Below are 13,871 nucleotides of genomic sequence, written 5' to 3' on the forward strand. Positions count from 1 at the left end.
CTGATGGGGTGGTGCGGGCGCCGCCGTGCGCCCGCGGTGGTCAACCTGGGAATACGAAGTGCCGGACCTTGGTGCCGGCGTCCCGCACGTGAATGGGTCCCTCCACGCGGCCTCCGAATCCCGTGATGAGAGGCTCGCAGATGTCCTCGCACACACTGCGGCTGGCCGCGCCGTGCGTGGGCACCCGCCCGATCCTGTCGAGGAATTCCAGCAGGTTCTCCTCCGCGTGGCCGGCCAGCATCCTCGGCGGAATGTACTGGTCGTTGGGGAGGAACTTGGCTCCGCGGGCCTCGACGAGGTCCCGCTGCGCGGGAGTCAGCTTCGCCTTGCTCGTTCCGCCCACCCAGATGTCACCGGTCCTGTCACGGACCGCGGCGACCGTCTGGCCCGACTGGCCACGCCTGGACAGCACCTTGTTCACGTCGGTGGCCAGGGACTCCAGTTCGTCGCACGGTGCGAGTCCGAGGGCGTCGAACCAGGTGTTGGGGTTGTGCGGATAGGCGCGGGGGTTGGGAGCGGGCTCCAGGCCCAGCGGGTCCGGCGTCGTGTAGCGGGCGGTCTCCGGGTCGTAGTGCCGGAAGTAGTTGTAGTGCAGCCCCGTCTCGGGGTCCTCGTACTGTCCCGGGAAACGCAGCGGTGTGTGGGCGATCGCGTCCCGGTTGCGTGTGGTGACGCCCCACAGGGTGGCGCGGGAGCGCCAGGCGATGCCGCCGCGTTCGTCGACGAGTTCGGTGGGGGTGCCGACGAGGTCGGTGACGATGGCGAAGAAGCGGGAGTCGAACTCGTCCTGGCTCCTCGGCTTCCGCTCCAGCTGCGTGAGCGGGCGGTGGCCGTCGTGGTCCCAGGTGAGGATGACGCCGGTGGTGCTGTCCCGCTGCTCGGCGAGACGCGTCTCGTCCCAGGTGAAGTACACCGCCTCGGCCACCGAACCGTCCTCCGCCATACGGTACTTGGCGGTCCGGCGCCCCATCGGGTCGTACGTGTAGTGCCAGCGGGTGCCGTCGGGGGTGACGCAGGCGAGGAGGTGGTCCTCGGCGTCCCACTCGTAGCGCCAGGTGTCGGGCTTCTTCGACAGGCGGCGCTTCTGCCGCAGCACCATGCGGCCGGCGTCGTCGTACTCGTAGCGGACCGCGCCGGCGGAGAGCAGCCGGGTCTCGGTGTAGGTGCGGGGGCCCCGGGCGTCGGTGCGGTGCGCCTTGTCGGGCCAGTCGGCCTCGGTCTGGTTGCCCGCCCGGTCGTAGGCGTAGGACTCGGTCCAGCCATCGGCGGTGACCGTCAACGGGCGGCCCGCCGGGTCCAGTTCCATCCGTCGGCTGGTCCCCGTCACCTCGTCGGTGACGGAGGTGACGTAGTCGTCCGCCCGGTACGCGTAGGTGCGGGCCCGGACGTCCCCGCCCGGGGCGGCCACCCGCTGTGCGACGGGGCGCCCTGCCGGGTCCCAGGCCGTGGTCAGGGCGACCGGCGATGCGGCGGCGCCCAGGGAGCGGACGAGCTCGTGGCCGAGGAGGTCGTGCGCGAACTCCATCCGGTGGCCGTCGGAGGCCAGGGAGCTGCGGTTGCCCGCCCCGTCGTAGGCGAGTTCGGTGTACGCGCCGGTGGGAGTGGTGCGGGAGGTGCGGCGCCCCATGATGTCGTAGGTGTAGCGGGTGGTGCGGCCGTCGACCGTCTCCGACAGCGGGTTGCCCGTGATGTCCCGCTCGAAGGCGAGCGTGGACGTGGGGGAGGCCGCGCGGACCAGCGCGCCCGCCGCATCGTAGGTGTACTCGGTCCGCACCCCGGCCGCGTCCTTGGCCGTCAGCTGGCTGAGCTCGTTGTACGTGTAGCCGATCTCCTGGCCCAGCGGCGTCGTGCGCGCAGTGACCCGGCCCAACGCGTCGTGGGCGTAACGGATCTCGCGGTTGTCGAAGTCGGTTTCCTTGGTGAGGTTGCCGGCGCTGTCGTAGACGTAGTCCCACTCCAGGCCCTGCGGGTTGGTGACCCGGGTGAGGCGGAGCTGGGCGTCGTAGGCGAAGGTGCACCGGGCGCCGTCGGGCTCGGTACGGGCCGCGAGCCGGTCGAAGTGCGTGTACGCGAAACGGGCGGTGTTGCCCGCGGCGTCGGTGCGCGTGAGGCAGTTGCCCTCGCCGTCCCAGGTGAGACGTTCGGTGCGGCCGTCGGGACCGGTGCGTTCCGCTACGCGGCCCTCGACGGTCCACACGGTGCGGGTGACCGCGCCCAGCGGGTCGGTGAGGGTGACGGGACGACCGAACGCGTCGCGCTCGATCAGGGCGGTTCCGCCGGAGGCGTCGGTCACGGAGAGGGGCAGGCCGGCGCCGTCGTTCTCGTACGCGGCCGCGGCGCCCGCGGCGTCGATCGCGGTCGCGATGGCACCCGCACGGTCATGGGTGAACCGAAGGGCGGCGCCGTTCGGCCCGGTCATGACGGTGGGGTTGCCCCGCTCGTCGTACTCGCACGTCCACGTCGTCCCGTCGTGGCCGGTCGAGGCGAGCGGCAGGTTCAACTCGTTGTACGTCGCCGAGGACCTGCTGCCGTCCGGGAGCTCGACGACCGTGGAGTTGTGCGCCCGGTCGTATTCGTAGCGAGTGGTGTTGCCGAGGGCGTCGGTGCGGGCCAGCAGGTTGTCATAGCGGTCCCACTCGGAGGTGGTGGTGTGGCCCAGGGGGTCCGTCTCACCGACGACTTGGTGGTGGTCGTTGAGCTGGTAGACGGTCGTGGCGCCGCAGGCGTCGGTGTAGTGGGTGCGATTCCCGACGGGGTCGTAGGACCAGCGGGAGGAGAGGTACCCCTCGGGGCCGATGGTCTCGGTGACGCGGTCGGCGTCGTCGTAGACGTACCGGTAGACGGAGCCGTTGCGGTCGGTCCAGGAGGTGATGCGGGACTGGTCGTCGTAGCCGAACACCAGCGCCTTGCGCGAGGAGTTGACGACGTGGGAGAGGTTGCCGTCCGCGTCGTGCTCGTAGGACATGACCTCGACGGGGCCCTCGGGCGTGGAGACCGAGAGGCCGGTGATGAGGCCGGCGATGCAGTGGGCCTGGACGCGGTAGCCGCTGGAGTGGGCCAGTTCGGTGGGGGTGCCGTCCTCCAGTCGGGAGATGGTGACGGTGTTGTCGTTGCGGTCGTGCCAACGGGTCAGCCAGTAGTGGCCGTTCTCGTCGTCGGGGTGATCCGCGAAGGTCTGGACGAGACCCGAGTGGGGGTCGGCGACGCGGTAGGTGACCCGGCCCGTGGCGTCGTCCGTTCCCGCGCAGGTCAGGGGAAGGCGGTCGCCTTCCTCGGGCCACACCGGCTCGTCGGTGTCGGAGGTGGGGAGGCTCGGGTAGGTGAGGATCGAGCCGTCCTCGCGGGCCCATGAGACCCGTCCGCGGTCGTCGATCTCCAGGCGTTCGTCGAGGGTGGAGGCCCAGGACGGGCCGAAGAACTGGCCGTAGCGGTAGGTCGACAGATGCGTACGGGAGATCGTCAGCGGCAGCACGCCGGGCAGCGACAGATCGGTCTGCGGCAGCACCATCTCACCGCTGGCCACATCGACCGGGTCGGTCTTGCAGGTACGGCTGCCCAGACCACGGCCGACGAAGCGGGTGTTGGCCGTCTTGATCGGGACGGTCTTGACGCCCTTGAGGGCCGAACCGATCCCTCCAAGTCCCTTGAGCAGCGCACCGCCGCCCGCGACCAGGCCCACGACGCCGAGGATGATCTCGCCGATGTTCCAGTCGCCGGTCTCCGCCATGATCGACATATTGATGCCCAGTGATGCCGCCCCGGCGACGACGGCACCGATCGTGAGCGCGATACCCAGCCCCTGAAGCCCGGGAATCAGCAGCGCGAGCACGCCCAACACCGCGCTGATGATGGCGAGCGCCTTGCTGAACGCCTTCTTGATCTTGTCCCAGAGGCTGTAGCCGGCGACGGACTCGTCCCGCGCGTCGTCCAGCTTCTGCGCGGCTACGGAGGCGTCCTCCTCGCGCACTTGGCGTGCGTCCTCGGCGAGCATGCGGGCCGCGTCGAGATCGGCCTGCGCGTCATCGGCCTGGGCCTGGGCGCCGGACTGCTTGCTGTGCGCCTCGTCCAGGGCGCGCCGAGTGCTGGCCCGTGCCGCCTTGTCGTCCGGCGGATGCTTCACCCCGTCGAGGTGACTGATGTCGGCACCGGCAGCCCGCACCACGTCGGTGGCGGACTCAAGGCGTTCCTTGGCCTCGCGGCCCTTCTCCAGGGCGTTGTCGGCATTGCGCTGCTGGTCGCGCAGCGAATGCACGTACGTGTCCAGGGCGCCGGCGGCCTGGTCGTACGAACTGTGCAGTTTTCGCACCTGGTTGGCCAGGTCGCCCAGCTTTTCCCGGAGCTTGTCCATCGTCTTGCCCTCGCCGGTCTGATTGTTCTCCAGACCGGAGACGAGAGGCAGGGCATCGCCCGCGTTGTCCGCTACGGAACGGTACTGGCGGGCGAGATCGCCGAGCATGTCCGCATCGCCCGGGGTCGGGTCGTCCGAGAATCCGAAGACATCTTCCCAGTCGGACACCGCAGGCCGAGTCATGGCCATTTCCCACTTTCTTTTGGCCGGTTCCGGGCAGACCGGCAACGGCTATTGCATTCGGTAACGAACGGTCGGGTTTCTTGCTCGCCAAAGGAACTGCGCTTTCTCCTGCGGCACGTCGACGTGCCGTCCACCGCGCTCAGCTCGTCCGCGCCGGTGCAGGTGCACCCCCGCGCAGGGGTGGCACATCGCCCCCGTAGATCTTCACGAGTCCCGTCGACCGGACGACGTGATCGGTCCAGGCCATGTGCCGCCCTCCGGTCGGTACGCGCGATTCAGACATTGGAGGGCCGTTTACCCCAGCTGTAGTGCTCCGAGGTTCCGGGGACCTTACCGTTTCGGAGGTCGTCGGGGCCGTTGTCGGGGCGCACGTTGAAGTGCGGCCCCTGGTTTCCGGGGGTGCCCTTGGGACCGTAAATGTGGCCGGCGCCGTGGTCCTGGATGGCCACCTTTCTGCCGTCGCCGAGCGTGTAGTGGAGCTGGCGGGTCTCGAACGGCTCGCCGTTCTTCAAGACATTTGCGCCCTTACCGTCCGTCATGTTCGGGCGAGTGATGTAGTCGGGCAGCTGATCCTTCTTGATGCCCAGATCCCGCTTGGCCGCCACGAACGCGCCGCGCTTGGTGGGAAGGTGCTGATTCTGAGGGACCGACGAGCAGCTCTCCGGAGCGAGGCCGAGCACGTCGACCCAGGTGTGCGGGTTGTGGACGTACGTGACCGGGTTGTCGGCCGGCGCGAGGCCCAGCGGGTCGGGGGAGGCGTAGCGCGCGGTCTCGGGGTCGTAGTGGCGGAAGTAGTTGTAGTGGAGGCCGGTCTCGGTGTCCTCGTACTGGCCGGGGAAGCGCAGCGGCGTCAGCGCGACGGCGTCCCGGTTGCGGCTGGTGGTGCCCCACAGGGTGGCGCGGGAGCGCCAGGCGATGTCGCCCCGCTCGTCGACCAGTTCGGTGGGGGCGCCCACCAGGTCGGTGACGATCGAGAAGAACCGCGAGTCGTACTCCTCCTGCGTCCTCGGGTCCTGGGTCCGCGGCCTGCGCTCCAGCTGGGTCAGGGGACGGTGGCCCTCGTGGTCCCAGGTGGTGGTGACGCCGGTGGTGCTTTCGGTCTGCTCGGCGAGGCGGGTCTCGTCCCACGTGAAGCGGACCGTCTCCGCCACCGAACCGTCTTCCGCCACGCGGTACTTGGCGGTGCGGCGGCCCATCGGGTCGTACGTGTAGCGCCACTGGGTGCCGTCGGGCGTCATGCACACGGTGAGCCGGTCCTCGGCGTCCCACGTGTAGCGCCAGGTGTCGGGCTTCTTCGACAGGCGGCGCTTCTGGCGCAGCACCATGCGGCCCGCGGCGTCGTACTCGTAGCGCACGCCTCCAGCCGCCTGGACGCGGGTGCCGGTGTAGGTGCGCTCGCCGCGGGCCTCGGTGCGGCCGGCCTTCTCCGGCCACGTCGCCGACGTCTGGTTGCCCGCCTGGTCGTAGGCGTAGGACTCGGTCCAGTTCTCGGCGGTGACCGTCAACGGGCGCCCGGCCGGGTCGAGTTCCATCTGCCGGGTCCGGCCCGTGACGGCCTCCGTCTCGGATGTGAGCAGGTCGTCGCCGCGATAGGTGTAGCGACGGTCGCGCAGCGCCCGGCCGGAGGCGGTGAGGCCGCGGGTGACGGCGCGCCCTGCCAGGTCCCAAGCGGTCGTGGCGGCCACGGTCTCCGCGCCCCAGGCACGTGCCAGCTCCCGGCCGAGCGCGTCGTGGCTGAAGGCCACGCGGTGCCCGTCGATCGAGAGGCCGTCGCGGTTCCCCCGGTCGTCGTAGGTGAGTTCGGTGACGACGCCGGTGGGGGTGGTGCGGGAGGTGCGGCGGCCGAGGACGTCGTAGCCGAACGCGGTGCGGCGGCCGTCCACGGTCTCGGCGAGCACCCGGCCCATGACGTCCCGCTCGAACTCCACCGTCGACTCGGCGGAGGACATCCGGGTGAGCTCCCCGGCCAGGTCGTAGTCGTAGGACGTGACCGTCCCCGCCACGTCCTTGCGCACGAGTTCGCCGACGGAGTTGTACTCGAAGGCGATCTCCTCGCCCAGCGGCGTCGTACGGACGACCGTGCGGCCCGACGCGTCGTGGGCGTAGCCGACCTCACGGTCGTCGAAGTCGGACTCGCGTATCAGGCGGCCCGCCCCGTCGTACGTGTAGTCCCAGGTCAGGCCCTGCGGGTTGGTGACCTGCGTGAGGCGCCGCTCCCGGTCGTAGCCGAAGGTGTGGCGCACCCCGTCGGGCCCGGTGCGGGCCGCGACCAGGTCGAAGTGGGTGTACTCGTAGCGGGTGGTGGCCCCCGCCGGGTTGGTGGCGGAGCAGCAGTTGCCCTCCCCGTCCCACGTCCTGTGCTCGACGCGGCCGTCGGGCCCGGTGCGCTTGGCCAGCAGCCCCTCGACGGTCCACTCGCTGCGCACGACGGCGCCCAGCGGATCGGTGAGGGCGACGATGCGGCCGAAGGCGTCGCGCTCGGCCGTCGTCCTGCTCCCGTCACCCCGGTCGCGGGCCACGGTGAGCCCCGCGGCATCGGTCTCGTACGTGACGACCGCTCCCGTCGGGTCCGTGACGGAGGCGAGGGCCCCGGTGCCGTGCCGGGCCAGCCGGTGGGTGGACCCGTCGGCCGCGATGAAGGCGACGAGGTTGCCCCGCTCGTCGAACTCCTGCCGCGAGACGTCGCCGTCCGGACCCGTCTCCGTGACCGCCAGGTTCAGCTCGTTGTACGCCGTCGTGGACCTGCTGCCGTCCGGGAGCTCGACGACCGTGGAGTTGTGTGCCCGGTCGTATTCGTAGCGGGTGGTGTTGCCGAGGGCGTCGGTGCGGGCCAGCAGGTTGTCGTAGCGGTCCCACTCGGAGGTGGTGGTGTGGCCCAGGGGGTCCGTCTCACCGACGACTTGGTGGTGGTCGTTGAGCTGGTAGATGTGCGTGGCGCCCACGGCGTCCGTGTAGTGCGTGCGCCGCTGCTCGAGGTCGTACGACCAGCTCGAGGAGAGGTACCCCTCGGGGCCGACGGTCTCGGTGATGCGGTTGGCGTCGTCGTAGACGTACCGGTAGGTCGAGTTGTTCCGGTCCGTCCAGGAGGTGAGGCGGTGTTGGTCGTCGTAGCCGAACACCATTGGCTTGCGGGATGAGTTGATGACGTGCGTGAGGTTGCCGTCCGCGTCGTGTTCGTAGGACATGACCTCGACGGGGCCCTCGGGCGTGGCGACCGAGAGGCCGGTGATCAACCCGGCGATGCAGCGGACCTCGACGCGGTAGCCGCCGGAGTGAAGGAGCTCGGTCGGGGTGCCGTCCTCCAGACGGGAGACGGTGACCTCGTTGTCGTTCCGGTCGTGCCAACGGGTCAGCCAGTACAGGCCGTTCTCGTCGTCGGGGTGATCCGCGAAGGTCTGGACGACACCCGTGTGAGGGTCGGTGACGCGGTACGTGACCCGGCCCGTGACGTCGTCCGTTCCCGCGCAGGTCAGCGGCATGCGGTCGCCTTCCTCGGGCCACACCGGCTCGTCGGACTCGGCGTTGGGAAGGCTGGGATAGGTCAGGATCGACCCGTCCTCGCGGGTCCACCACACGTGCCCCCGGTCGTCGATCTCCAGGCGCTCGTCGAGGGTGGAGGCCCAGGAGGGGCCGAAGAACTGGCCGCAGCGGTAGGTCGACAGATGCGTACGGGAGATCGCCAGCGGCAGCACGCCGGGCAGCGACAGATCGGTCTGCGGCAGCACCATCTCACCGCTGGCCACGTCGACCGGGTCGGTCTTGCACTTACGGCTGCCCAGCCCCCGGCCCACGCCACGAGCGTCGCCCGCCTTGGCCGAGGCGGGCTTGACGCCCTTGAGGGCCGACCCGATTCCCTTGATTCCCTTGAGCAGCGCGCCGCCGCCCGCGACCAGGCCCACGACGCCGAGGATGATCTCGCCGATGTCCCAGTCGCCTGTCTCGACCATGATCGAGATATTGATGGCCAGTGACGCGACGCCGGCGACGACGGCGCCGATCGTGAGCGCGATGCCGAGCCCCTGAAGCCCGGGAATCAGCATCGCCAGCACACCCAACACCGCGCTGATGATCGCGAGCGCCTTGCTGAACGCCTTCTTGATCTTGTCCCAGAGGCTGTAGCCGGCGACGGACTCGCCCCGCGCGTCGTCCAACTTCTGCGCCGCTACGGACGCGTCCTCCTCACGCACCTGCCGCGCATCCTCGGCGAGCATGCGGGCCGCGTCGAGATCCGCCTGCGCGTCATCGGCCTGCGCCTGTGCGCCGGACTGCTTGCTGTGCGCCTCGTCCAGGGCGCGCCGGGTGCTGGCCCGTGCCGCCTTGTCGTCCGGCGGATGCTTCTGGCCGTCGAGGTGACTGATGTCGGCAGTGAGCGCACTCACCACATCGGTGGCCGAATCGAGCCGCGCCTTGGCCTCACGCCCCTTCTCCAGGGCGTTGTCGGCGTTGCGCTGCTGATCGCGCAGCGAGTGCACGTACGTGTCCAGGGCGCCGGCCGCCTGGTCGTACGAGCTGTGCAGTTTGCGTACTTGCTCGGCCAGGTCGCCCAGCTTGTCCCGGAGCTTGTCCATCGTCTTGCCCTCGCCGGTCTGGTTGTTCTCCAGACCGGAGACGAGGGGCAGGGCATCGCCCGCGTTGTCCGCTACGGAGCGGTACTGGCGGGCGAGGTCTCCGAGCATGTCCGCATCACCCGGGGTCGGGTCGTCCGAGAACCCGAAGACGTCTTCCCAATCGGACACCGCAGGGCGCGCCATGGCCGCGACCTCACTTTCCCTGTTCTGTTGCGCCCATGGGGCTTGCGTCGGCGGCTTCCGCGGCCGTATCGGACGGGTCACCGAAACGGAGCGACTCCGCGATCGCGTCGAAGACCTCGTAGAACTGTTCCGCCAGATCCACGTTGGGGGTGGAGCTGGCGAGCACCAGATAGTCGTGGCTGTTCGGCACCTGGACCAGGGTGTGCCGGACCGCGGTGGGCACCCGCGTCCCGTTGTAGTCGATGTCCTCGATACGGGAGATCCGCCCGGCCGCCCCGACGTGCGGCAGCTCCACGAACTCCACCTCGCCGGGCGGCAGTCCGCTGCCTTCCGCGTCGGTGCCGAGCTGGACGCCCGCGGCCATGACGAGGTCCGCCAGGTCCTCCGCCTCCTCCTCGGGGACGGAGATCCGCAGCACCACCGTGGTGGCGCTGAGCACCAGCGGGCCGCTGCCCGCACGCAGAATCCTGAGCATGCCCGACGCCCGCAGCGCGCCCTTCGCGTGCGCCTCGCGGGCGATGCGCCGCGTGCTGCGGATCAGCCCGTCCACCTGCTCGCGGGTCAGCTGCGGGGCCTTCTCCACCTGTGCCTCGATACGGCGGCGGATCGACGCGTCCCGGGTGTTCGGGTCGAGGTCGAGGTGCCACCACGAGTCGGGGAACCTCAGGCTGTACTCCGCGGGCGCGGCCGTTTCCGGCCGCTCCGTTCCCGGTTCCGTACCCGGCTCCGTCATGGTGCTTTTCCCTTCCGCGTGACGTTCTTCGCGACGTTCCTCCGTCACGCGTCCTGCTTCTCTTCGTCCAGCGACTTGATGGTCTCGTCGTCGGTCTGCGTGAAGTTCTCGGCGATCGTGTCCGTGTTGTCGGAGAACTTCTTCACGTTGTCGTGAACCCGCTCGTGACCCGCCACCCACGCCTTGTCGAACGCGTCGAGGGCGTCCGCGAGCTTGCTGTCGCCGGCCAGGCTCTTGAAATCCCCGTCGTCGCCGGCGGCGTGGTAGAGCGTCGCGGAGTTGCCGATCAGATCCCCGATGTTCTGGAGCTCCTTGGCGGTGTCCTTCAGATCCTGCACGGGAACGCTGATGCGACCACTCATCGGTGTCTCCTCTCCTGTCCCAGCCGCCCGGCCCCGCCCTCACGGGGAGAGCGGGGCCGGGCGATGCGGGGCGCTTCAGCCGATGGAGCCGGCCGTCTGGTCGTCGGTGTCGACGAACGCGTCGGCGACCTGCTTGATGAACTCGCTGACACCCTGCAGACCCTCGATGGCCTTCTCGGTGCCGTTCTTGTACTCCTCCCAGTACGGGCGGAACTTGCTCTCGGAGCCCGGCGTCGCGTACGCCGCCTCGACCATCTCGTCCATCTTCGTGTTGGCCTCGTGCAGGCTCTGCTGCATGAGTTCCTTCTGGTTCTGCAGCCAGGTGGACGCCTCGCGCATCTCGTCCGGGCTGATCTGAATGTTGCCGCCGGCCATCTCGGTTCCTTCTCTCGTCTCGATTCGCCCGCGGTCCTAGATCCGCGCACACCGGGGTCTACGGGGCACCTGGCCAGGCGGTTCATGGCTGTTGCCGAACGGTGACGAAAGAAGGGGCCGGCAAGCGATCAAGGGGGCCGTTCCACCCTGTGAGCACCTACTGGTCGGCCGCTCGAAAGCTCTGTTAACGTTCCGGCCGGGTTACGGCAACGGGGCTGTTCTCTGGTTCTTTACATTGTGGGAACGGGAACGTGGGAGCACCATGGGCCGCTTGGTGTGGGACAGCCTGACCGATCTGAGACTTCAGCCGGGTGACGGACTCGTATACGAGCGGGTGCTCGACGGCACCCCCTTCGACGTGCCGGCGCTGGCCGCGGAACTGGGCATCACCGACAGCGATGTGACCGAGTCACTGGCGCGGCTGCTGGGTCTCGGCCTGCTGCACCAGGAGGATCCCGACTGCCACCGCTATGCGCCGGTCGGCCCGGAGTCCGCGGCGCTGCTGACCCTGCTGCCGCTGGAGACGGAGCTGCGCAAGCAGACCGAGCTGATCGCGCACGCCCGCCGCGACCTGGAGAGCCTGGCCCCCGTCTACCACAACAGCCTGGCCTGGCGGCAGCGCGCCAAGGGCGTGCAGGTGCTCACGGAACTCCAGGACGTGCGCAACGTGTTGGCCGAGCGCGCCGCCAACTGCCAGGAGGAGGTCCTCACCGCGCAGCCCGGCGGAGGCCGCCGCACCGAGGTCCTCGAGGAGGCGATCGAGCGGGACGAGGCGATGCTGGGCCGGGGCGTACGGATGCGCACGCTCTACCAGCACAGCGCCCGCTTCAGCCTGCCGACGGCCGCCTACGTCGAGCGGATCACCCACAAGGGCGGCGAAGTGCGCACCGCGTCGGCCGAGTTCATGCGGCTGATCGTGTTCGACCGCCGGGTCGCGGTGATCTCCCACGCGGGCAACAACCTGGGCGCGGTGCTCATCGAGGAACCCAGCGTCGTGAACTTCGCCGTGCAGGCCTTCGAGCATGTGTGGTTCAACGCCGATCCGTTCGAGGTCGACACCTCGCGCGAGCGCATGGAAGTGCTGTCGGAGGACGTCGACAAGGCGCTGCTGAGGCTGCTGGCCAGCGGCATGGACGATGCCGCCATCGCCCGCAGGCTGGGTGTCTCGTTACGCACCTGCCAGCGCCGGGTCTCCCGCATCCTCGACGGGCTCGGCGCCCGCAGCCGCTTCCAGGCCGGCTATCTCATCCACAAGCACGGGCTGCTGGCCGAACCCGCCAAGTGACCCTCACAGGCGGTGGTTCGGCTCCCCGAACAGCCGCGGGAAGTGGTCGATGTCCCTGGTGAGGGCCTCGTACAGGTCCGTGGGCCGGGTCCGCAGCGCGTCGGTGTTCCGGTCCCGCAGGTGCCGTGGCAGGGGCAGCGCGCCCGCGGACAGGATGCGGATCGCGCCGTCCCGCGCACGGCCCGGGATCACCGCCGAGCGGGCATGCCGGCTGGCGCTGAACGGGATGTCCAGGGTGCCGTCGGCGAAGGCGGCGGCGATGGCCTCGTGGAGGCCGAGGCGGCTGTCGAGCACCGGCGCCACCAGCGCGTCGACCTCGGCGAGCAGCCACTCCAGTTCCTCGGCGATCCTTGCCTCGTCGAGCCGCCACCCCGCGAGCAGCGGCGAGTTGGCGCGGGCGGCGAGGTGCAGACCGTCGACGATGGCGCGGGTGTCGGGGATGCCGTACGCCTCCTGGTACGTCTTGGTGATCAGCTTGGTCGCGCCGCCGTACCGGGCGACGAGCGCGCCGTAGAGGATGAGGTCCTCGGCGTGCGCGCGCTCGCGCGGGTAGACGCCCATGAACTCGTGCAGCACCGCGTGGACCTCGACGCCGGCCGGCAGATGGCGGGCGGCGAGCAGCGGGATGGCCCGCAGCGCCGCCACGTCCTGCTCGGCGTGGCCGCCCTGCGGGTAGGCGACCGAGATGCAGCGCACCCCCTCGCGGGCGGCGGCGACCGCCTCCAGGACGCTGACGGCGAGACTGACCGAGGGTGGCATCAGGACGGCCGTGAGCGTGCCGAACAGCTCACGGTCCACGACGAGGCCGAGCTCGGCCAGCTCGCCGCAGGCCGCGTCGACCTCGCGCCACGCGGCCAGGGACCGTTCGAGCGGCACGTCCTTGGAGTACGGCAGGTTGTACGAGATGCCGCCGCCCTCGAAGGACGTGATGCCGGCGGCGACGGCCGTGCGGAACAGCGTCCGGGCGTCGGGGGAGCCGTGCCGGACCTCCAGGGGCGCGCGGACCGCCTCGTTGAGCTCGCGGCCGCGCCGCCAGCCGTGCGAGACCAGCGGATAGCCGTTCAGGTCGGCCGGGTTGCGGTCGAGGACCGACCGGGCGTGGTCGAAGCGGCCGAGGCGGGTGTGCGCGTCGATGGTGAGCGACAGGACGTCGGGGGCGGCGTGTCGCTCGATGTCCTTGAGCAGCGTGGACATCTGGGGGTGCGAGCCGACCCCGCAGCGCGGCTGGAGGGCCAGGCGGCCGGCGGCCCTGGCCTCCCGCAGCACGTCGGCGACGGTGGCCTTCCCCAACGCGCCGACGTACGCGACGGATTCGTGGAGCGTCGGGAGTTCGGTGGCGGTCGTCACGAGGCACCCGCCGGCGTCGGGGCCGAAGTCGGTGCCGGAGCCGGAGTCGCGGCCGGGGCCGGCGTCGGGGCCGCCAACTCGTCGAGTACGGCAGGCAGTTCGGACGCGTCGTTCAGTACGCGGTGGACCCCGATGGCGTAGAGCCGCTCGATGTCGGCGGACTGTTTGCGGCTGCCCACGGAGAGGTTGCCGCCCACCAGGACCGGACAGCCGAGCAGGCCCCGGGCGCGCGCCTCGGGGAGGTCCAGCAGATCCTCGTACGCATGGCCGTTGAGGCTGCCGATCAGGACGGCCTCTGCGTCGGGGTGCTCGCGGTGGGCGGCGGCGAACTCGTCGACGGTCGTGCAGGTGCCCAGGTTGATCACCTGGAATCCACGGGCGCGCAGGGTGTGCGCGATGAGCTGGTTGGCCACGGCATGGCTGTCGCTCGCGGCGACGCCGAGGATCACGGTGCGTCTGTGCATGGGGCGGCTCCGGTCGGATCTGG

The 13,871-nt window shown here is 70.2% G+C and carries 8 protein-coding genes; 1 reads left to right on the forward strand and 7 read right to left on the reverse strand.

The genetic code is table 11. The annotated features are described in order from the left end of the window. Window positions 1-40: 40 nt before the first annotated feature. The 5 genes from OG746_RS27420 to OG746_RS27440 all read right to left on the reverse strand — a co-directional run bounded on the left by OG746_RS27420 (window position 41) and on the right by OG746_RS27440 (window position 10,752). A complete protein-coding gene (locus OG746_RS27420; RefSeq protein ID WP_266719465.1) occupies window positions 41-4,531 on the reverse strand; it encodes a DUF6531 domain-containing protein in 4,491 nt (1,496 codons plus the stop codon). Window positions 4,532-4,806: 275 nt separating this feature from the next. Then, window positions 4,807-9,282, reverse strand: a complete 4,476-nt coding sequence (locus tag OG746_RS27425; protein ID WP_266719467.1) for a DUF6531 domain-containing protein — start codon at window positions 9,280-9,282, stop codon at window positions 4,807-4,809. Between the two features lie 10 nt (window positions 9,283-9,292). Next, window positions 9,293-10,015, reverse strand: coding sequence for a hypothetical protein (locus OG746_RS27430; RefSeq protein ID WP_266719469.1), 723 nt, complete (start codon window positions 10,013-10,015; stop codon window positions 9,293-9,295). 44 nt (window positions 10,016-10,059) lie between these two features. Further along, complete coding sequence (locus OG746_RS27435; protein ID WP_266719471.1) at window positions 10,060-10,377, reverse strand: DUF6317 family protein; 318 nt, start codon at window positions 10,375-10,377, stop codon at window positions 10,060-10,062. A 75-nt stretch (window positions 10,378-10,452) separates the two neighbouring features. Further along, window positions 10,453-10,752, reverse strand: a complete 300-nt coding sequence (locus OG746_RS27440) for a WXG100 family type VII secretion target (RefSeq protein WP_111662277.1) — start codon at window positions 10,750-10,752, stop codon at window positions 10,453-10,455. Between the two features lie 262 nt (window positions 10,753-11,014). On the opposite strand from OG746_RS27440, the gene OG746_RS27445 reads away from it, so the two are divergent. After that, complete coding sequence (locus tag OG746_RS27445) at window positions 11,015-12,037, forward strand: helix-turn-helix transcriptional regulator (protein WP_266719477.1); 1,023 nt, start codon at window positions 11,015-11,017, stop codon at window positions 12,035-12,037. Between the two features lie 3 nt (window positions 12,038-12,040). Here OG746_RS27445 and OG746_RS27450 read toward each other — a convergent pair whose 3' ends face one another. Both OG746_RS27450 and OG746_RS27455 read right to left on the reverse strand, forming a co-directional pair. Continuing rightward, on the reverse strand, window positions 12,041-13,384 hold the full coding sequence (locus OG746_RS27450; protein ID WP_266719479.1) for a methylaspartate mutase: 1,344 nt from the start codon (window positions 13,382-13,384) through the stop codon (window positions 12,041-12,043). Next, window positions 13,381-13,848 carry a cobalamin-dependent protein gene (locus OG746_RS27455; protein ID WP_266719481.1) on the reverse strand — a complete coding sequence of 156 codons (468 nt, stop codon included), beginning with the start codon at window positions 13,846-13,848 and terminating at the stop codon, window positions 13,381-13,383. Before OG746_RS27455 ends, OG746_RS27450 begins: the two co-directional genes overlap by 4 nt. Between the last annotated feature and the right edge of the window lie 23 nt (window positions 13,849-13,871).

Origin of the sequence: Streptomyces sp. NBC_01016, assembly GCF_026341035.1 — a bacterium.
GTDB lineage: Bacteria > Actinomycetota > Actinomycetes > Streptomycetales > Streptomycetaceae > Streptomyces.